This is a genomic window from Nonomuraea sp. NPDC049400 (genome assembly GCF_044466425.1).
Taxonomy (GTDB): domain Bacteria; phylum Actinomycetota; class Actinomycetes; order Streptosporangiales; family Streptosporangiaceae; genus Nonomuraea.
Genome location: NZ_JBITMP010000009.1, coordinates 299,496 through 318,073 on the forward strand (window position 1 = coordinate 299,496; position 18,578 = coordinate 318,073).

At 72.3% G+C, this 18,578-nt stretch carries 19 protein-coding genes; 12 read left to right on the forward strand and 7 right to left on the reverse strand.

Going from position 1 to position 18,578, the window contains the following annotated elements; all coding sequences use genetic code 11:
- Positions 1 to 43 precede the first annotated feature (43 nt).
- Both ACIBVN_RS16785 and ACIBVN_RS16790 read left to right on the forward strand, forming a co-directional pair.
- Positions 44 to 478 (forward strand): hypothetical protein, encoded by a 435-nt coding sequence (locus ACIBVN_RS16785; protein WP_397137143.1) that lies wholly within the window; start codon positions 44 to 46, stop codon positions 476 to 478.
- A gap of 81 nt (positions 479 to 559) precedes the next feature.
- The gene (locus tag ACIBVN_RS16790) at positions 560 to 820 is read left to right on the forward strand and encodes a hypothetical protein (protein WP_397137145.1); all 261 of its coding nucleotides are present in this window, start codon (positions 560 to 562) and stop codon (positions 818 to 820) included.
- 169 nt (positions 821 to 989) lie between these two features.
- Here the strand turns inward: ACIBVN_RS16790 and ACIBVN_RS16795 are convergent, their stop codons facing one another.
- From ACIBVN_RS16795 to ACIBVN_RS16820, 6 genes are read right to left on the reverse strand one after another with little or no spacing between them, the layout of a single operon-like run.
- Positions 990 to 1,988 (reverse strand): LLM class F420-dependent oxidoreductase, encoded by a 999-nt coding sequence (locus tag ACIBVN_RS16795; RefSeq protein WP_397137147.1) that lies wholly within the window; start codon positions 1,986 to 1,988, stop codon positions 990 to 992.
- Positions 1,989 to 1,999: 11 nt separating this feature from the next.
- Entirely contained in the window at positions 2,000 to 3,607 is a 1,608-nt protein-coding gene (locus ACIBVN_RS16800; RefSeq protein ID WP_397137149.1) for an ABC transporter substrate-binding protein, read from the reverse strand.
- Positions 3,608 to 3,626: 19 nt separating this feature from the next.
- Positions 3,627 to 4,385: an ATP-binding cassette domain-containing protein gene (locus ACIBVN_RS16805; RefSeq protein WP_397137151.1), complete on the reverse strand. Its 759-nt coding sequence runs from the start codon at positions 4,383 to 4,385 to the stop codon at positions 3,627 to 3,629.
- A complete protein-coding gene (locus ACIBVN_RS16810) occupies positions 4,382 to 5,380 on the reverse strand; it encodes an ABC transporter ATP-binding protein (protein ID WP_397137153.1) in 999 nt (332 codons plus the stop codon). Before ACIBVN_RS16810 ends, ACIBVN_RS16805 begins: the two co-directional genes overlap by 4 nt.
- Positions 5,377 to 6,261, reverse strand: a complete 885-nt coding sequence (locus tag ACIBVN_RS16815) for an ABC transporter permease (RefSeq protein WP_397137155.1) — start codon at positions 6,259 to 6,261, stop codon at positions 5,377 to 5,379. Before ACIBVN_RS16815 ends, ACIBVN_RS16810 begins: the two co-directional genes overlap by 4 nt.
- Before the next feature lie 2 nt (positions 6,262 to 6,263).
- Positions 6,264 to 7,208: an ABC transporter permease gene (locus ACIBVN_RS16820; protein WP_397137157.1), complete on the reverse strand. Its 945-nt coding sequence runs from the start codon at positions 7,206 to 7,208 to the stop codon at positions 6,264 to 6,266.
- Between the two features lie 322 nt (positions 7,209 to 7,530).
- Here ACIBVN_RS16820 and ACIBVN_RS16825 point away from each other — a divergent pair, with 322 nt between their 5' ends.
- The 10 genes from ACIBVN_RS16825 to ACIBVN_RS16870 all read left to right on the forward strand — a co-directional run bounded on the left by ACIBVN_RS16825 (position 7,531) and on the right by ACIBVN_RS16870 (position 17,381).
- A complete protein-coding gene (locus ACIBVN_RS16825; protein WP_397137159.1) occupies positions 7,531 to 8,253 on the forward strand; it encodes an alpha/beta fold hydrolase in 723 nt (240 codons plus the stop codon).
- Between the two features lie 108 nt (positions 8,254 to 8,361).
- Positions 8,362 to 9,201, forward strand: coding sequence for an IclR family transcriptional regulator C-terminal domain-containing protein (locus tag ACIBVN_RS16830; RefSeq protein ID WP_397137161.1), 840 nt, complete (start codon positions 8,362 to 8,364; stop codon positions 9,199 to 9,201).
- A gap of 44 nt (positions 9,202 to 9,245) precedes the next feature.
- Positions 9,246 to 10,103: an alpha/beta fold hydrolase gene (locus tag ACIBVN_RS16835; RefSeq protein WP_397137163.1), complete on the forward strand. Its 858-nt coding sequence runs from the start codon at positions 9,246 to 9,248 to the stop codon at positions 10,101 to 10,103.
- Between the two features lie 84 nt (positions 10,104 to 10,187).
- Positions 10,188 to 11,027: a sugar phosphate isomerase/epimerase family protein gene (locus tag ACIBVN_RS16840; RefSeq protein WP_397137165.1), complete on the forward strand. Its 840-nt coding sequence runs from the start codon at positions 10,188 to 10,190 to the stop codon at positions 11,025 to 11,027.
- Complete coding sequence (locus ACIBVN_RS16845; protein ID WP_397137167.1) at positions 11,024 to 11,611, forward strand: nuclear transport factor 2 family protein; 588 nt, start codon at positions 11,024 to 11,026, stop codon at positions 11,609 to 11,611. The genes ACIBVN_RS16840 and ACIBVN_RS16845 overlap by 4 nt, the downstream gene beginning before the upstream one ends.
- A complete protein-coding gene (locus ACIBVN_RS16850) occupies positions 11,608 to 12,705 on the forward strand; it encodes a maleylacetate reductase (RefSeq protein ID WP_397137169.1) in 1,098 nt (365 codons plus the stop codon). Before ACIBVN_RS16845 ends, ACIBVN_RS16850 begins: the two co-directional genes overlap by 4 nt.
- 16 nt (positions 12,706 to 12,721) lie before the next feature.
- Positions 12,722 to 13,576, forward strand: a complete 855-nt coding sequence (locus ACIBVN_RS16855) for an intradiol ring-cleavage dioxygenase (RefSeq protein ID WP_397137171.1) — start codon at positions 12,722 to 12,724, stop codon at positions 13,574 to 13,576.
- A 12-nt stretch (positions 13,577 to 13,588) separates the two neighbouring features.
- The gene (locus ACIBVN_RS16860) at positions 13,589 to 15,238 is read left to right on the forward strand and encodes an FAD-dependent oxidoreductase (RefSeq protein ID WP_397137173.1); all 1,650 of its coding nucleotides are present in this window, start codon (positions 13,589 to 13,591) and stop codon (positions 15,236 to 15,238) included.
- The gene (locus tag ACIBVN_RS16865; protein WP_397137175.1) at positions 15,238 to 16,593 is read left to right on the forward strand and encodes an amidase; all 1,356 of its coding nucleotides are present in this window, start codon (positions 15,238 to 15,240) and stop codon (positions 16,591 to 16,593) included. Before ACIBVN_RS16860 ends, ACIBVN_RS16865 begins: the two co-directional genes overlap by 1 nt.
- Positions 16,594 to 16,613: 20 nt before the next feature.
- Positions 16,614 to 17,381 carry an SDR family NAD(P)-dependent oxidoreductase gene (locus ACIBVN_RS16870; protein WP_397137177.1) on the forward strand — a complete coding sequence of 256 codons (768 nt, stop codon included), beginning with the start codon at positions 16,614 to 16,616 and terminating at the stop codon, positions 17,379 to 17,381.
- Between the two features lie 98 nt (positions 17,382 to 17,479).
- Here ACIBVN_RS16870 and pcaC read toward each other — a convergent pair whose 3' ends face one another.
- Positions 17,480 to 18,577, reverse strand: a complete 1,098-nt coding sequence (gene pcaC / locus ACIBVN_RS16875) for a 4-carboxymuconolactone decarboxylase (RefSeq protein ID WP_397137233.1) — start codon at positions 18,575 to 18,577, stop codon at positions 17,480 to 17,482.
- Between the last annotated feature and the right edge of the window lies 1 nt (position 18,578).

The following is an 18,578-nucleotide window of genomic DNA, read 5'->3' on the forward strand; positions in this document are numbered from 1 at the left end:
GGTCTGTCAGGCACGTCAGGCACGTAGGTTGGCCCCGGCTGCCGTGCCGGTGATCGTCGTGAGTGCCAAGTGCCGTCAGATGTCAGCGGGTTTGCCACCCGGATGTCAGTTCGCCGCGAAGGCGTCAGTAAGCCGGAGGGCATCCCATCACGGCCTGACCGCTGGATGGACAGATCATTTCTGGGCTGCTTGGGTGAATGTGGAACATTTCTGTGCGAACAACCCCGGAGCCGCGCGCTGGCGGCGGCTTGCCCCCAAGCCAAAGGAGACACATGCCCTCGGCGCTCACTGGTGCGGAGTTCAAGAAGCTTTAATCCGCAAGCAGTTGTCCGATTACAAGGTCAAGTCCAACGACTTGTTCGATGCGGTAACGGACAAACTGCTGGAGTTTGCGGACGCCCATCCCGACGACGACTTCCCGTGTGCGGCCGTCCCTCGGGCCTTCACGGGCCCGGCCGGTCAGATTGCGCTCTGCTGATCGTAGTCGCGCTGCATACGCAGCACGGTTGCGGGCGAGGGGTGACGGCCCCCTTTTTCGCGCCGCTGGCGATGAGGGGCCGTGTCAACCGGTGAGGTGCAGGAGTGTGCACGCAAGCCCTGGCAGGACGCGTCGGGCGCCGGGCGAGGCCCACGACCTGGAGGTGGAGGTGGCGCCCCTGGCAAGTCGTTCGTCCTCTCGGACAGCACCCGAGTCAGGGCCGACGACCAGCTCCTGGTGGTGACCACGGCGGCCTGCCGGGACCAGGTGGAGCGGCGGCTGCGGGCGGTCAGCCGCCGGAGCAAGCTGGCCGGGTGGTACGGGGAACGCGGCCTGGGGTAGGGCGGGGACCGTACGGACAGCCGTTCGTCATCGTCCTCTTCCCCGCCTCTTCGTCGTCGTCCTCGTCCTCCTCCGGTTCCGCCCGGCGGTGGCGGGCCGCCGCCACGACCCGACCATGGCCCGATCAGGGCCACCTCGGATCGAGGCCGAAGCGGTTACCCGCGAGGTCTCAGGCGCCGCCCCTCAGGCGGGCCAGCACGTCCAGCAAGTCCGCGCGGCCGGTGAGCAGCTCGGGGGTCGGGGCCACGTACAGCAGGATCGAGGTGACCCCCTCCTGCGCGAAGCGGGCGATCTGCCGATGGCATTCCGCCGGCGAGCCGTGGATCCACAGGGCGTCCACCAGGTCCTCCGGCAGCGCCCTGCCCGCCGCCTGCTGGTCGCCGGCGTCGAAGCGGCCCCGCGCCTCCTGGAGGCGGTCGCCCCGGCCGAGCCAGTCGTGGAAGGCCCGGTAGGGCGCCTGGTTGAGGATCCAGCCCAGGAAGGCCCGGCCGGCGCTCCTGGCGTGGTCCTCGTCGTCGGTGGGACAGACGAAGACCTTCACCACGATCTCCTTGCCCGGCGGACGCGGTCCGGCCGCGTCGAGGACCTGCGTGAGGTCGGCGGCCGTGAGCACATTCGTGATCACCCCGTCCCCCTCGCTCAGCCCGAGCTGCACCATCTTTGGGCGCAACGCGCCGACCACGACCTTCGGCCGGACGGTGGAGGTCCTCGGTAGCCGGAACCCGCGGACCGTGAAGGTCTCGTACTCCTGGTCGACGGTGTCGCCGCGCAGCGCGGTGCGCAGGAAGCGCAGCGTGTCCCGCAGACGGGTGACCGGTTTGGTGAACGGCACGTCGTTCAACGCCGAGACGTGGGCAGGAACCGAGGTCCCGATGCCCAGCGTCAGCCGCCCATCGGTGAGATCGGCCAGGGCGGCGGCGGTCTGCGCGATGACGGCGGGGCCGCGCGTGAAGATGGGCAGCACTCCGGTGCCCACGCCCAGTCCCGGGCTCCAGGCCGCGGCAGCGGCCAGGGGGGTGAAGGCGTCCAGGCCGCCGCCCTCGCCGGTCCACACGTCGCTGTAGCCGAGATCGGGCAGGGCCTCCACCGCCCTGCGGTGGTCGCGGAGCGCGAGGCCGGGCAGCGGCAGGTTCACGGCCCACCGGATGGGTTCGTCGCTGGCTGTCATGGCTGGCCTCCTCAGTCGCCGATGCGCACGGTGGTCAGGTCGATGAACCAGGACTTCGGCTGGATCACATCCTTGACTCCGGAGGCGAGGGCGCGCGGGTTGCGGTCGCTCACCACGAACAGGTACGGCGCCTCCGCGCTGATGATCTGCTCGGCCTGCTGGAACAGGGTGTTGCGCTTGGCGGGGTCGAGCGTGCGCTCCGCCTTCTCGGTGAGCGCGTCGACCTTCGCGTTATACCAGTTGCCGGTGTAGACGGGGGTGTCCTTGGCCCAGAACTTCCGCATCAGGGACTCGGCCTGGAAGGTGACGGTCGAGGCGCACTGCACGTCGGCGCCGAGGGCGGGCTTGCCGGCGTTGAGGTCGGCCAGCAGCGCCGACCATTCGACCTTCTCCAGTTTCACGTTGATCCCCACCTTGGCGAGCTGCGCCTGGAGGGCGGTCGCGATGGGCACGGGGATGAGGTTGCCCGAGCCTCCGGTCGGCACGGCCAGGGTCGTGCTGAACCCGCCGGCCAGGCCCGCCTCGGCCAGCAGGCTCTTGGCCTTGTCCGGGTCGTAGGAGTAGGTGTCGTTGGCGGCGACGTACTGTTCCGTCGAGGCGGGGGCGTGCTGGTAGGCCGGATCGCCGGTGCCCTTGAGCAGGTCCTTGGCGATGGACTCGCGGTCGATGGCGTAGTTGGCCGCCTGCCGCACCCGCACGTCGTTCCACGGCTTCTTGGCCTGGTCGAACGTGCAGTACCAGAGGTGGTCGTAGTTGTTGGACAGCAGCTGGAAGCCGGCCGACTTCAGTGAGTCGATGTCGTCGGGGCTGGGGTACTCGATCCAGTTGACCTCGCCTGAGCGCAGCGCCGCGGCGCGCGCGCTCGCGTCCGTCATGGGCCGCAGGATCACCTTGTCCAGTTTCGGCGCGCCGCCCCAGTACTTCTTGTTGGCCACCATCGTGAGCTGCTGCCCCGGCTTGAGCGACTCGAAGGTGAAGGGACCCGTGCCCGAAGGGTGCAGACCGAACTGCTCGTTGCCGTACTTCTTGACCGCGGTGGGGCTGGGAATGGTGAGAAATGTCAGGTCAGTGAGCAGGTGCCCGCTCGGCTTCTCGGTGGTGACGGTGACCGTCCGGGCGTCCACCTTCGCGTACGAGACGATGTCCTTGGTCCACAGGGACGCCGCGCCGGCCGCGGTCGGGTGGTAGAAGGGGCTGTCCTTCTTCAGCAGCCGGTCGAAGGCGAACACGACGGCGTCGGCGTCGAACGGGGTGCCGTCGGAGAAGGTGACCCCTTCCCGCAGGTCGAAGGCCCAGGTGCGCCCGTCCTTGCTGGTCTCCCATGAGGTGGCCAGGCCGGGCACGATCGACGGCGTCTTGTCCGCCTGCTTCAGGTCGTAGCGGGTGAGGCCGTCGTAAAGCTGGAAGTTGACGAAACGCTCGCCCTCGAAGCCTTGCGTGAACGCCAGGACGGTGTCGGTGCCGGGGATGTCGGAGGCGGTCATGCCGATCACCAGGGTGCCGCCGGAGCCGGAGCCCGACCCGTTGGTGGAGGCACCGGAGCCGCAGCCGGCGAGGGCGACGACGAGGGCGAAGGAGAGGGTGGCCGGGATCAGGGTGGAGCGTTGCCGGAAGTCCATGAGGGTCTCCATAGGGGAGTCAGGTGATCGAGGGGATGGACGACAAGAGCGTGCGGGTGTAGGGGTGGCGCGGTGCCGTCCAGATCTGGTCGGCACCGCCCTCCTCGACCAGCCGCCCCAGGTACATGACGGCGACGCGGTCGGCGATGTGCTCGACGACCGACAGGTCGTGGGAGATGAACAGCAGGGCCACGCCGGTCTCCCGCTGGAGCTCGGCGAGCAGGTTGAGCACCTGGGCCTGGATGCTCTTGTCGAGCGCGGAGACCGCCTCGTCGCAGACGATCAGCTCGGGGTCGGTGGCCAGGGCGCGGGCCAGGGCGATCCGCTGGACCTGGCCGCCGGACATCTCGTGCGGGTAGCGGCCGGCGTCCGCCGGCGACACCCCGACCCGGTCGAGCAGGTGGGCGACGCGGGCCGCGATCGCCCGTCTGCGCCAGCCGTGCGCGCGCAGGTTGAAAGCGATGGCGTCGCCGACGGTCATGCGCGGGTTCAGCGAGGTCTGCGGCGACTGCGGGACCACCTGCAGCCTGGCCCGCAGCGCCCGCAGCTCGGAGCCCCGCGCGCGTGCGAGGTCGTGCCCCGCGAAGACCACCTGCCCGGCGTCCGGCCGCAGGAGGCGCAGGATCAGCTTCGCGGTGGTGGACTTGCCGCTCCCCGACTCGCCCACCACTCCGAGGGTCTCGCCCTCGTGCAGGGTGAGGCTGACGTCGTCGACGGCGAGGACACCGTTGGCGAACCTTTTGGTCAGGCCGGTGGCGACCAGCAGCGGTTCGGTCATCCTGGACTCCGTTCGGTGGCGGGGGCGTCGGCCCACGGCACGGGGCAGGCGGACGAGCCGCCGTCCGCGACGGGCCCGAGCCGGGGCAGCGCGGCTGAGCAGGCGGCGACGCTGTGGGCGCAGCGTGGCACCAGCGCGCACCGGTCCTCGATCGTGGTCGTGGCCGACGGCGGCAGGCCAGGCAGCGCCACCAGCTCCCCGCGGGGGATCCCGGGGCGGGGCTGCGCGCCGAGCAGGGCAGCGGTGTACGGGTGGGCGGGCCGGTCGATCACCCTCCGGGCCGGCCCCTGCTCAACAACCCGGCCGGCGTACATGACCACCACCGAGGAGCCCATCTGCCGGGCGACGCCCACGTCGTGCGTGACCAGCAGGATGGCCATGTCCAGCTCACGCTGGAGTCGGCCGAACAGGTCCAGGATCCTGGCCTGGACCGTCATGTCGAGTGCGGTGGTGGGCTCGTCGGCGATGAGCAGGCGGGGCCCGCAGGCCACGGCGGCGGCAATGGCGACCCGCTGCCGCATGCCGCCGGACAGCTCGTGCGGGTAGCAGCGGGCCACACGGGCGGGGTCGGTGATCCCGGCGTGGGTGAGCAGCTCTTCCACCCGGTCGCGGCGGGCCGCTCGCGACGCCACGGCGCGGTGCGCGCGCAGCACCTCGCCGATCTGCGCGCCTACCCTGCGCAGCGGGTCGAGCGAACCGTTGGGGTCCTGCGGCACCAGGCCAATGTCGCGACCGCGCAGGTCCCGCATGGCGCGCTCGTCGAGGGCGAGGAGGTCGGTGCCGTCGAACCGGACGGAGCCGCGGATCGTCGCCCGGCCCCCCACCAGCCCCATGACGGTCCGTGCGGTGACGGACTTCCCGCTCCCCGACTCGCCGAGGACGACTGTCGTGCGGCCGGCCTCGACGGTGAGGCTGACGCCGCGGACGGCGTGGGCGACCCTTGGGCCGGCGGCGAAGTCCACGGTCAGGTCGTCGATCTCCAGCAGCGCGCTCATACCGTGTACCTCGATCGCACGTCGAAGTGCCGGCGCAGTCCCTCACCGAGCACGTTGAACGCCACGGATGCGAGGAAGATCGCCGCGGCCGGGATCAGGGTGAGGAGCGGCGCGACGAAGATGTGCTGTCGGACGTCGTCCAGCATCGCGCCCCACTCGGCACGCGGCGGCGCGACGCCCAGGCCGAGGAACGACAACCCGGCGCCGAGAACGATGGACAGCCCCACCAGTGCCGAGCAGTACACGGTCACCGGCGGCACGATGCCGGGCAGCACGTGCCGCAGCGCGATCGTCGGCCAGGTGGCCCCGCTGGCCTGCGCCGCCTGCATGAAGTCGAGCTCGCGCAGCCGAGCCACCTCGGTGACAACCACCCGGGCGACGGCGGGGACGAGGATGGTGGACAGGGCGATGATCAGGCTGGTGAGGCCGGCGCCGAGCGAGGCGGCGATGGCGATGGCCAGGAGCACGGCGGGGAAGGCGAAGAGGACGTCGAGGCTGCGCATGACGGCGTTCTCCAGGCCGCGCCCGCCGAGCCCGGCGACGATGCCGAGGAGGGTGCCGATGACACCGGCGACCAGGACGGGCAGGAATCCCACGACCAGCGACGGCTGGGTGCCCCACACCAGGCGGCTGAGCAGGTCGCGGCCCTGCCCGTCGGTGCCCAGGAGGTGACCGGGGGAGCCGGGCGGCAGCAGCCGTTGGGCGAGGGAGCCGGTGTCGGGGTCGGGCAGTGGCAGCAGCGGCGCGAGCGCCGCCGTCAGGACGAGGGCCAGGGTCATGAGCGCGCCGGCGACCAGGGCCGCCGGGAGGCGACGTCGTCGGGGCCGGTCTCGTGGAGGGTCAGGGGTGGTGGTGTCGCGGGCGGGTGAGATGTCGTCCACGGCTATCTCCGTACACGGGGGTCGATGAGGGCGTGGGCGCCGTCGACCACGATGTTGATGACGACGAACGAGACGGCGATGACCAGGACGCCGCCCTGGACGAGCGGCAGATCCCGGGAGGCGATGGCGTTGTAGAGGGCCTGGCCGAGCCCCGGCCAGGAGAAGATCGTCTCGACGAAGACCACGCCGCCGACGAGGTAGGCGAGCTGGAGCCCGGCGATCGTGAGCAGCGAGGGCAGCGCGTTGTGCAGCGCGTGCCCGGCGATCGCGGCCCGGCTCAGGCCGCGTGCCCTCATGGCGGTGATGGGGTCGCCGGACAGGACCTCGGCCAGCGTGGCCTGGAGCATCCGGGCGATGACCCCCATCGGGATCACCGCCACGGCGATCGCGGGCAGGATCAGGTGGCGCAGCAGGTCCGCCGTGCCGCCGCCGTTGATCGGATCCTGCATGCCGCCGGCGGGCAGGACGGGAAACCCGACGGCGAAGACGACGACGAGCAGCAGGGCGACCGAGTACGGCGGCACCGACATGGCCAGGAAGGACAGGCCGGAGCCCAACCGGCGGGGTCCTGAGCGGGAGGAGAACGCGCCGGCGGAACCCAGCGCGACGGCTCCGGTGAACGCGATCAGCGCGCCGGCGAACGCGAGCAGGGCCGTGTTGCCGAAGGCGGGCACGATGACGTCCAGCACCGGCAGTTGCAGCTGGATGGACGTCCCGAGCCGGCCCTGGGCGAGGTTCCACAGCCAGGTGCCGAACTGGACGGCCACCGGCTGGTCCAGGCCGAGGCGGCTGATCAGTTCTCGGCGCGCCGCCTCCGGCGCGAGGGGGCCGACGAGGCTGGCCACCGGATCGCCCGGTACGAGCTTCGCGGTGACGAAGACGATCAGGGAGACGCCGAGCAGTGTCGGCACGGCCAGGAGCAGGCGACGGCCCAGGAATCTCAGCATCGTTCCCACTCGGGCGCCGTCGCTCCGGAGAGCGCGGCTTGGCGGACCGCGATTTCAGGGACCTTGGAATGCAGCTCCACGTCGTTCCTCCTGTGGGCGTGACCGGGGTGGTGGGGGGAGCGCCACTCGGGGGCGGTGTACCGGCCGCTTCACCGTGAATGATTTTGTGCGCCATACGCACGATTGTGCGGATAGTACTCAGTGTTCCGGATTCAATGCAATAGGTGCATCCGAAATTGTGCGTATGGCGCACAGCTGTGCGCACTGTTACCATTCGCCTGTCCGTAGCGCCGTCCGGCACGACGAGGCGAGAGGAATCCATGTGAGTTCGACGACCGAAAAGGCGCTGCCCACGCTGGTGCTGGTCCACGGGGCCTGGCATGGCGGCTGGGCGTGGGACCCCGTGGTCCCCCTGCTCACCGAGGCGGGCCTGACCGTCAGAGCCATCCAGCTTCCCGGCCTCGGCCGGGGCCCCGGCCCGCACGACCTCGCGGGTCATGTCGCGTTCCTGCGCTCCGAGCTCGCCGCTCTGGACGGCCCCGTGACGCTGTGCGCGCATTCCTACGGCGGAGCAGTGATCACTGAGGCCGCGGCCGGGGCGCCGAACGTGGCGTCATTGATCTATCTGACGGCGTTCCTGCTCGAGGCCGGCGAGTCGTGCGCCGACGCCAACACCCTGACACCGCCGCCGCCCGATCCTGCGCTCGCCCCCACGGCCGAGGGCGACTACCTGCACGTGTCGGAGGCGGCCGCCCGCCACCTGTTCTACGGCGGCTGCTCCCCGGAGCAGGTGGCCGCCGCGACCGGCCGGATCACGCCGGAGCACATCGGCACCGTCACCACCCCCGTGAAGCGGGCCTCCTGGCACGACATCCCGTCCACCTACATCGTCTGCGCCCGGGACGTGGCCCTGTCACCGCAGGCGCAGCGGGCGATGGCCGGTCGCGCGACCCGGCAGGTCGAGATCGACAGCGCTCACTCCCCCATGCTGTCGCACCCTCGGGAGCTCACGACCCTGCTGACCGAAGCGGTGCGGCATGCCTGAAATGATCAGTCATCCGACGTTCCGGCGGCCTCTATCCTGGGGACGCCGCCGCGGTCCTCCGCCGGGGCGGATCGGGGACCCCCATATGAGCGAACAGGGAGCGTGGCAGTGGTGGCGCGAATCGACGGGGACCAAGCCGAGCAGCCTTCGCCGGCTCAGGAGCGGCCACCGTACTTCGTCCAGTCCCTGGAACGGGGACTCGCCGTCATCAAGGCGTTCGACCACACCCGGCCGCAACTGACCTCCACCGAGGTCGCAAAGATCACCGGCCTGGACCGGGCGGCCGCGCGGCGCTTCCTGCTGACGCTCGTCGACCTGGGGTACGTGATGACCGACGGGCGCCTGTACTCCCTGCGCCCGCGCATCCTCGAGCTCGGCTACGCCTACCTGTCGAGCCTCAGCCTCCCCGAAGTGGCCCTGCCGCACATGGAGCAGCTCGTGGGCGAGATCCACGAGACCTGCTCGCTCGGCGTGCTGGACGGCAACGACGTCGTGTTCGTCGCCCGGGTGCCCGTCAAACGCCTGATGACCGTCCCCATCATGGTCGGCAGCAGGTTCCCCGCCTACCCGACGTCCATGGGGCGCGTGCTGTTGTCCGGGCAGTCCGGGCAGCAGCTCGACGACTATCTCGCCGCTGTGGAGCTGGAGCCCATCACCGAGCACACGGTGACCGATCCGGACCGGCTCCGGGCCATCGTGCGCGAGGCCGGCGCCCAGGGGTGGGCGATCGTCGACCAGGAGATCGACGACGGATCGCGCTCGATCGCGGTGCCGGTCCGCGACGCGGCGGGCCGGGTCCTGGCCGCGCTCAACGTGTCGATGCTGGCCGGCCGCGGCAGCGCCGAGGCCATGAGTGACTTCCTGCCCGCCATGAGGCGCGCGGCAGCCCAGATAGAAGCGGACCTGCGCCACAACTCCGTCCACCAGGAGTTCGGCCTCCTCGGATAGGGGCCTCCTCGGACGAAGGAGGTGCGGCCCGGAAAGGACTTCGTGTGACCGTCACCTCCCACCGCGCCGAACTGGACGGCGTCGACATCCACTACCGCCGGTCCGGCACGGCGGACCGGCTCGTGGTCCTGCTGCACGGCTGGCCCCAGACCGGCCACTGCTGGCGGCACCTCATGCGACCGCTCGGCGAGCGGTTCACCGTGATCGCCCCCGACCTGCGCGGCTACGGCGCATCGGGCAAGCCCGGCTCCGGCTACGACAAACGCACCACGGCCGCGGACATGTCGCGACTGATCAGGACGCTCGGCTTCGACAAGGCGCACGTCGTGGGCCACGACCGGGGCGCCCGCGTGGCTCACCGCTGGGCGCTGGACCGGCCCGGGGACATCGACCACCTGGCGCTCCTGGACATCCTGCCGACGCGAGAGGTGATGGGCTCCTTCGACAAGGATTCCGCCGCGGCCATGTGGCACTGGTTCTTCCACCTCCAGCCCGGGCTGCCGGAGCTCCTGATCGCCGGTAACACCGAGGCCTACCTGCGCTTCTTCCTGGAACGGCAGGCTCTGCTGCCGGACGCGGTCGGCGAGGAGGCGGTGGCCGAGTACGTCGCGGCCTTCAGTGATCCGGACTCCCTCCACGCCTCCCTCGAGGACTACCGGGCCGGGTTCCGGCAGGACCTGGACGCCGACGAGCGCGACCACCTCGCCGGCAACCGCCTGACGCAGCCGCTGCTCCTGCTGTGGGGCGCCGACGGGGGGCTCGGCGGCAGTGACGTGACGCGGATCTGGTCCGGCTACGCCGACCGGGTCGCCGGAATACCCATCCGGGACTGCAAGCACTTCCTGCCCGAGGAGCAGCCTGAGCAGGTGCTGGAGCGGCTCCTCGCGTTCCTGCCCGCCTGACGGGATGGCCGGCTCATTGCACGGGCATCCTTGTGGCGTTTATTATCCGCACAAATGTGCACATAGCGCACAGAATGGAGCGACATGACGTCGGCATATGCGATCACGCTCTGCGCCATGACGTTGCGGCGCGCCTCGTTCACCGAACGACTCCAGGCCGCCGCCGAAGGCGGCTTCGACGCGATCGGGCTCACCCTCGACCAGTACCAGGCCGCCCGTGAGGGCCGGGACGACGTGTCGCTGCGCCGCCTGCTCGCCGCGCACGGGCTGCGCGTCGCCGAGGTGGAGACGTCCTGGGACTGGGCCGCCGACGGCCCGGACCGGGACGACGAGGGACGGCTGCTCTTCCACGTCCTGGAGACCTTCGGCTGCGACCAGCTCAACGTGGTTCAGTTCGCCGCGCACCCGCACGAGCGGCTCGTCGGGCGGCTGGCCGCGCTGTGCGAGCGGGCCGCCGTCCAGGGCGTACGGATCGCGCTGGAGTACATGCCGTTCAGCGAGATCCGCACACTGCCGCACGCCTGGCGGCTGGTCCGCGAGACCCAGGCGCCCAACGCCGGGCTCTTGCTCGACAGCTGGCACCACCATCGCTCCGGCGGCTCGCCGGGCGACCTCGCCGACATCCCGCCGGAGCGGGTGCTGTCGGTGCAGCTCAACGACACGCGGCCCACCGCCCATGACGACCTCCGCTATGAGGCCCGGCACCTGCGCCTGCCGCCGGGAGCCAGAGCGACCGCCTTCGCGCGGGAGCTGCGCACTCTCGGCGTGACCGCCCGCATGTCCGCCGAGGTGTGGTCCGACGAGCTCGAACTGCTCCCTCCCGCACAGGCGGCCCGCCTCGTCCACGACGCCACCGCCGGCGCCCTGGCCGCGGCCGGCTGGCCTCTCCCCCACCAGCACGACCACCACAAGGAGTCAGCGTGAACACCACCGATCAGGCAGAGATCAGGCAACTCGTCGAGGACTGGGCCGTCTGGCGCGACGCCGGCCGATGGGATCTGTTCGCCACGCTGTGGCATTCCGACGGCGTCATGCAGGCCACCTGGTTCCAGGGCGGCTACCGTGACTTCATCGAGGTCAGCCGCCAGGGGTGGGAACGCGGGGTGCGCATCTGGCACTTCCTGGGCGGCACCTCTGTGGAGACGGCCGGTCATCGGGCGATCGCCCAGACAAAGATGACGATCACCCAGCGAGCCCTCGTGGAGGGCGTCGAGTGCGACGTCGTCTGCACCGGGCGCTTCTACGACTTCCTCGAACGTGGCGACGGCTGGAAGCTGGTCCTCCGGCAGCCCGTCTACGAGCGTGACCGCATCGACCCGGTCGACCCCGCGGCGAGCCTGCGGCTGGACCAGGACCTGCTGAAGAGCCTGCCCGACGGCTACCGCCACCTGGCGTACCTGCAGACCGGACTCGGCTACCAGGTGAAGACTGACATGCCGCAGCTCACCGGTGAGGCCGTCGAAGCGCTCTATCAGCGGGGACGCGCCTGGCTCCGCGACGGCCGATGACGGCCCGCTCCGCGGCGGAAGGCCCCGCCCCGTCCTTCGTCCACGAGCAGGGAGCCTCGCGCGTGGTGTTCGGCCCCGGCGAGGTGACGCGCGTCGGAGCCGAAGCCGCACGGCTGGGAGCCGAGCGGATCCTGCTGATCTCCGACCGGCGCTCCCGCGGGGTCGCCGACGCGATCGCGGACCTGGTCGACGGGCGCGTGTGCGGCCGCGTCGTCGAGACCGCCACGCACGTCCCGCACCAGGAGGCCGAGGACGCCACCCGGCTGGCCCGCACGCGGGAGGCGGACCTGCTCGTCTGCGTGGGCGGCGGCTCGGCCACCGGGCTTGCCAAGGCCGTCGCGTTGCGCACCCGGACCCGGATCCTGGCCGTGCCGACCACGTACGCGGGCAGCGAGATGACCCCGATCTGGGGGATCACCCGCGACGGGCACAAGCGGACCGGCCGCGACCCCGTGGTCCAGCCCGTCACGGTTGTCTACGACCCGGAGCTCACCTATGGGCTGAGTCCGGGGTTCTCCGCCGCGAGCGGCATGAACGCCGCCGCCCACCTCGTGGAGGCGTCCTACGCCCCACGGGTGTCGCCGGTGACCGCCGCGATCTCCGCGCAGGGCCTGCGCCTGCTGGCCGGCGCGCTGCAGAAGGTGACCACCGCGCCGCGGGATCCCGTGGCGCGCGCGGACGCTCTGACGGGGGCCTGGCTCGCGGGCTGGGCCCTCGGCTCGGCCCTCATGGGCCTGCACCACAAGATCTGCCACGTGCTCGGCGGCGCGTACGGGCTGCCGCACGCCGCCGTGCACTCGGCCGTGTTGCCGTACGTCGCGGCGTACAACCGGTCAGCGGCCCCCCAGCCCCTTCGCCGGGTGGCCGAAGCGCTCGGCGGCGACGACGCGGCGGGGGCGCTGTGGGACCTGCGCCGCGCCATCGGCGCCCCGGCCGCCCTGGAAGCACTCGGATTCACCGCGTCCGACCTCGACCACGCCGCCGCGCTCGTCGTCGAGGAGCGCCCCGTCAACCCGCGGCCGGCCGACGTCGCCGGTGTCCGCGCCGTCCTGCGCGCCGCCCTCGACGGGCGGCGCGCCACCGAGATCCCGTGAGGAAGGGAAGAACGTGATGGACCCGGATCCGCGGACGCAGCACGAGCTCACCCGCGCGGTGCTGGAACGCGTGCAGGCCACTCCCGACCCCCGGCTGCGCGAGCTGATGAGCTCCCTGGTGCGACACCTGCACGCGTTCGCCCTCGAGGTCGGCCTGCGGGAGGAGGAATGGCTGGCCGGCATCGAGTTCCTCACCGAGACGGGCCGGACCTGCACGCCGACCCGGCAGGAGTTCATCCTGCTGTCGGACACCCTGGGCCTGTCGAGCCTGGTCGACGACCTCGGCCATCCCGCGGGCGACGGCGCCACCGAATCGACGATCCTCGGCCCCTTCTACGTGCCCGGCGCGCCGTTCCGCGAGAACGGCGCCTCCATCGCGGCCCCCGACCTCGACGGCGAGCCGCTGCTCGTCACCGGCGAGGTCGCCACGACCGCCGGCCGGCCGATCGCGGGAGCCGTCGTCGACGTCTGGCAGACGGCCCCCAACGGGCTGTACGACGTGCAGGACGACAGCCAGCCGGAGTTCCACCTGCGCGGCCGGTTCCGGACGGACGACGCCGGCCGTTACGGCTTTCGGACCGTGCGCCCCGTCAGCTATCCCATCCCGGCCGACGGCCCGGTGGGACGCCTCCTCACGGCCACCGGCCGCCATCCGTGGCGGGCCGCCCACATCCACGTCATCGTCTCGGCCCCGGGCCACCACCCGCTGACCACGACGATCTTCGACGCGGAGGACCCCTACATCGACTCCGACGCCGTCTTCGGCGTGAAGCGAAGCCGCAGGCGCGTCCTCCGGCGAAGCCCGGACGGAGGACTCCTTCTCGAGGAGCGCATCCGGCTGCGGCCCGAAACCCCTGACAGCACCACATGAAGGAGTGACCACGTGTCCCGATCACAGCACTTCGACCTGGTCGTCGTCGGCGGCGGCCTCGGCGGCGTGTCCGCCGTCCTGGCCGCCGCCCGCCTCGGCCTGCGCAGCGTGCTGGTGAGCGAGTGCGACTGGGTCGGCGGCCAGGTGAGCAGCCAGTGCATCCCGCCCGACGAGCATCCCTGGATCGAGTCGGTCGGCTGCACACGCACCTACCGGGACTTCCGGGACCGCGTCCGCTCGTTCTACCGGCGCAACTACCCGCTCAAGGCCGAGGCCCGCACCGCCGGCCGGCTGAACCCCGGCTCCGGCAACATCGGCCCGCTCAGCCACGAGCCGCAGGTGGCGCGGCTCGTCCTGGAGGAGATGCTGGCGCCCTGGATCAGCAGGGGCCTGGTGACCGTGCTCCGCGACCAGCGGGCGGCCGAGGTCACCACCGAGCACGACGAGGTCCGCTCCGTGCTCGTACGCGGGCCCGAGGGCGAGGAGGCGGAGCTGACCGGCGCCTTCTTCCTCGACGCGACCGACCTCGGCGACCTCGTCGACCTGGCCGGGGCCGAGCACGTCTTCGGCGCCGAGAGCAGCTCCGAGACCGGCGAGCCGCACGCGCTCCCCGGGCCCGCCGACCCTTACGACCAGCAGGCGATCACCTGGGCGATGCTGCTGAGCTGGAATCCCGGGACGGACAACACGATCGACCGGCCCGCCGACTACGCGACGTGGCGCGCCTACCAGCCGCCCGAGTGGCCGGGGCCGCTGCTCAGCTGGGAGGTCAGCGACCACGTCACCCACCGGCCCCGCCTGCGTCCGCTCTTCACCGAGCAGGAGTCGGCCGGCGGCGTCCGCTACGACCTGTGGCACGCCCGGCGGGTCCTCGACGCCGCGCACCTCGAACCCCAGTGGGGTGACATCACGGCCGCCGCCTGGCCCATGATGGACTATTCCCGGCTGCCTCTCATCGGCGTCGACGCGCCCGCCAGAGAGCTGGCCCTGCTGGAGGCGCGACAGCTCTCCCTGTCGTTCCTGTACTGGATGCAGACGGAGGCGCCGCGGCACGACGGCGGGCGGGGATACCCGGAGCTGAGGTCGCGCGGCGACCTGACCGGCACGCCCGACGGCCTGGCCAAGATGCCCTACATCCGCGAGAGCAGGCGCATCCGCAGCGAGTTCACACTGGTCGAGCAGCACATCGGCGTGGCGGCCCGGGCCGGGCTCGAAGGCGCCGAACGCTTCCGCGACAGCGTCGGCATCAGCGCCTACCGCATCGACGTGCACCCCTCCACGAGCGGGCGCCCCACGATCGACATCGACACCTGGCCGTTCCAGATCCCGCTGGGCAGCCTCGTGCCGGTACGCCTGCGCAACCTGCTGCCCGCCGCCAAGAACATCGGGGCGACCCACCTGACCAGCGGCGCCTGCCGGGTACACCCCGGGGAGTGGACCGTCGGCGAGGCCGCGGGCGCGCTGGCCGGATTCTGCGTCCGCCGCAAGGCGCTCCCGTCCCAGGTGCGCTCCGACCCCGGCAAGCTGGGCGAGTTCCAGTCCGTGCTGGCGGAGGTCATCGGCGTCGAACTCGAATGGCCGCGCTACGAGGCGCTCACCCCCCGCCACAGGTTCGGTTACGTCCTGGAGAGCACCCCCGCCCTGTCCGAGAGGACGCCGTGATGCGCGCGGCCCCGCTCCTCGGCCTGCTCACCCGGCACGGCGGCCTGTCCGGTCTGGCCGCGGCGGTGCGCGCCGGGGAACTGCGGCCGGAGGACCTCGCGCGGGCCGCGCTGTCCCGGATAGCGGAGCTGGACGGGAACCTGCACGCGTTCACCCAGGTCTTCGGCGAGCCTCCGGGCTCGAGTGGCGCCCGTGGGGCACTGGCCGGGCTGCCCGTCGCGGTGAAAGACAACATCGACGTCGGCGGCCGGGTCACGACCTTGGGCCGCCCGGCCCGCGAACGCCCGCCCGCGGCGCGGGACGCCGTGGCCGTGAGCCGGCTGACGAAAGAGGGCGCGTTCGTCATCGGCAAGACGAACCTGCCCGAACTGGCCAGCTCGGCCGTGACCGCCAACGCCCACTACGGCGACGCCCGCAACCCGTGGGACCCCGCGCGCACCGCCGGCGGGTCGAGCGGCGGCTCGGCGTCCGCCGTCGCCGCCGGCATGGCGGTCGCCGCGCTCGGTACGGACACCGGGGGGTCGGTACTGATCCCGTCCGCGCTCACGGGCGTCTGCGGGCTGCGGCCCACGCACGGCCGCGTCAGCACGGAAGGCGTGGTGCCGCTCAGCCCCACGCTCGACACCGTCGGCCTCGTCGCCGTCACCCCCGAGGACCTGTCGCTCCTGCTGGACGTCCTCCTGGGCGACCGGGAGGAGGTGCCGCCGGAGGTGCCCGACGGCGCCCGCCCACCCCGCGCGCTTCCGGAAGACGGCCTCGCGGGCCTGCGGGTCGGCGTGCTCACCGGCTGGTTCGACGACCCGGCCGAGGTCGACGAGGGCGTGCGGCGGCAGGTCGCCGTCGCGGCGCGGGGACTGACAGCGGCCGGCGCATCCGTCCAGCCCGTCGAGCTGCCCTCCGCGCCCGCCGTCCACCAGCACGCGCGGACCGTCTACGCCGTCGAGGCCGCCGCCGCCTTCGCGGAGCTGCTGGAGCCGGGCAGAACCTACGCGCCGACCGTGGAGGCGCGCCGCGCCCACCGGTACGGCCCCGACGACCTGGCCCGCGCCCGGGAGTTCCGCCGGGCCTGGCAGGCCGAGCTGGCCGCCGCCTTCACCGGCGTGGACGTCCTGCTGACCGCCACCACCCCGGTCACGGCGCCGCGGCTCGACACCGCGACCGAGGCGACCACGACGGCTCTCGTCCGCAACACCTACCCGTTCTGCTTCGCCGGGACGCCCGCCCTCTCGCTGCCCGCCGGGACACACGACGGGCTCCCGATGGGCATCATGCTCGCCGGGCCGCCCGGCACGGACCGCAGGCTGCTGTCCATCGGCCGCTCCGCCTGCCGGCTTCTCCCACCCTCCGCCTCCTGAGGCTTTTGGAAGGACGACACATGCCCATCCACCCGCACCAGACCGACACGCCCGTGGCGCTGATCACCGGAGGCGGAGGCGACATCGGCGGCGCGGCCGCCGCCCGGCTGGCCGCCGACGGATGGACGGTGGTCGTCGGCGACCTCGACCTCGCCGCCGCCCTCGCCACCGCCGAGCGCATCCCCGGGGCGGTGCACGGGCGGCGGCTCGACGTCGCCGACCCGAGCGACATCAGCGCCTTCGTCGAGGGCGCCGGGGCCGAGCTCGGGCGCATCGACGCGGTCGTCTGCGCCGCGGGGATAGAGCCGGCGCAGGACCTGGCCGGCATCGACGTCGACGCCTGGGACCGGACGCAGCATGTCAACCTGCGCGGCCCCGCCCTGATCGCCCAGGCCGTCCTGCCCTGGTGGGCGCGGCAGCGGTCGGGGGCCCTGGTGAACATCGGGTCACGCACGTGGCTGGGCGGCGGGCACCCGGGCTACGCCGCCTCCAAGGCCGGGCTCGTCGGCCTGACGAGGTCACTGGCGATGGAGCTGGCGCCCCTGGGCGTCCGGGTGAACGCGGTCGCGCCCAGCTTCGTCCGTACCGGCTTCAGCAGGCAGCGGGGGGACGAGCGCATGCTCGACGCCTACGCGGAGCGGGTGCGGGCCGTGACGCCGATGGGTGAGCTGGTACGACCTGAGGACGTCGCCAACGCCGTCGCGTTCCTGGCCTCGGAGCAGGCGGCGCGGATCACCGGCGAGGTCCTCCACGTCTGCGCCGGCAGCCAGCTCCCGACTTTCCTCTGACCGCCGGCGTCCCGGGCGCCGGTACCTCACGCTTGGCGGCCGTCAGCACCGCGCCCCTGGGCGCGGCGCTGACGGCCCTGAGCCGGATCGGCCCTCGCTCATGCGTTTTCCGCGGACATCTCGGAAAGGACGCGCTGGGCGACGCCGAACGCCGCGTTGGCGGCGGGTACCCCGCAGTAGATCGCGCTCTGCAGCAGCACCTCGCCGATCTCGTCTGGGGTGAGACCGTTGCGCAGCGCGGCGCGTACGTGCAGGGCGAGCTCGTCCAGGTGGCCGTGCGCGACCAGCGCGGTGAGGGTGACGCAGCTTCTGGTGCGCCGGTCGAGGCCGGGCCTGGTCCAGATCTCCCCCCACGCGTAACGCGTGATGAGGTCCTGGAAGTCGCGGGTGAAGCCGGTGGTGCGGGAGACGGCCCGGTCCACGTGGGCGTCGCCGAGCACTTCGCGCCGTACCCGCATGCCCGGGGTCACGGGTAGGTGCGCGAGCAGCGCGGAGGTGACCTGGCCGGGCCGGTCGACGTTGGCGAGGTGGGCGGCTTTCGAAACCTCCACGAGCGCGGCGCCCGGGATGCCGTCGGCCAGTTGCCTGGCGTGCGCGGGCGGGGTGGCGGGGTCGTCCCGTCCTGCCAGGACCAGGGTGGGGGCGGTGATCCTGGCCAGGTCGGAGCGCAGGTCGAAGCGCGCCAGGGCGTCGCAGCAGGCGGCATAGCCGGCGGGGTCGGCGGCGGCCAGGTCGTCGAGGAGCGACTGGACGGCGGGCCCGGCGAACCACCGCTCGGCCGACGCCTCGATCAGCGGTCCGGTGCCTCGGTCGCGGACCAGCGCCGCCCGTTCACGCCACCCGTCCGGCTCGCCGAAGCGGGCCGAGGAGCAGATCATCGCCAGCGACAGGACTCTTCCGGGTCGGCGGGCGGCCAGGGTGGCGCCGATCGCGCCGCCGAGGGAGATGCCCGCGTAGTGGAAGGCGTCGAGGCCGAGCGCGTCGGCGAGCTCCAGCACGAGCCCGGCGAGGTCGTCCACGCTGCTGACGTCCTGGACGGGCGAGCCGCCATGGCCCGGCAGGTCGAAGCGGACCACGCGGAACCGGCGCGCGAGCGCGGTGAGCTGCGGCTCCCACACGCGGGCCGAGGTGCCGAGCGACGGGCCCAGGATGATCGGCGAGCCGTGTTCCGGGCCGTCCAGCCGGTGCTGCAACAAC

Coding starts and splice junctions, on each gene's coding strand:
- ACIBVN_RS16795 (WP_397137147.1), bottom strand. CDS start 1,988: ATGACAGCCAGCGACGAACCCATCCGGTGGGCCGTGAACCTGCCGCTG.
- ACIBVN_RS16800 (WP_397137149.1), bottom strand. CDS start 3,607: ATGGACTTCCGGCAACGCTCCACCCTGATCCCGGCCACCCTCTCCTTC.
- ACIBVN_RS16805 (WP_397137151.1), bottom strand. CDS start 4,385: ATGACCGAACCGCTGCTGGTCGCCACCGGCCTGACCAAAAGGTTCGCC.
- ACIBVN_RS16810 (WP_397137153.1), bottom strand. CDS start 5,380: ATGAGCGCGCTGCTGGAGATCGACGACCTGACCGTGGACTTCGCCGCC.
- ACIBVN_RS16820 (WP_397137157.1), bottom strand. CDS start 7,208: ATGCTGAGATTCCTGGGCCGTCGCCTGCTCCTGGCCGTGCCGACACTG.
- ACIBVN_RS16840 (WP_397137165.1), top strand. CDS start 10,188: ATGACGTCGGCATATGCGATCACGCTCTGCGCCATGACGTTGCGGCGC.
- ACIBVN_RS16850 (WP_397137169.1), top strand. CDS start 11,608: ATGACGGCCCGCTCCGCGGCGGAAGGCCCCGCCCCGTCCTTCGTCCAC.
- ACIBVN_RS16855 (WP_397137171.1), top strand. CDS start 12,722: ATGGACCCGGATCCGCGGACGCAGCACGAGCTCACCCGCGCGGTGCTG.
- ACIBVN_RS16865 (WP_397137175.1), top strand. CDS start 15,238: ATGCGCGCGGCCCCGCTCCTCGGCCTGCTCACCCGGCACGGCGGCCTG.
- ACIBVN_RS16870 (WP_397137177.1), top strand. CDS start 16,614: ATGCCCATCCACCCGCACCAGACCGACACGCCCGTGGCGCTGATCACC.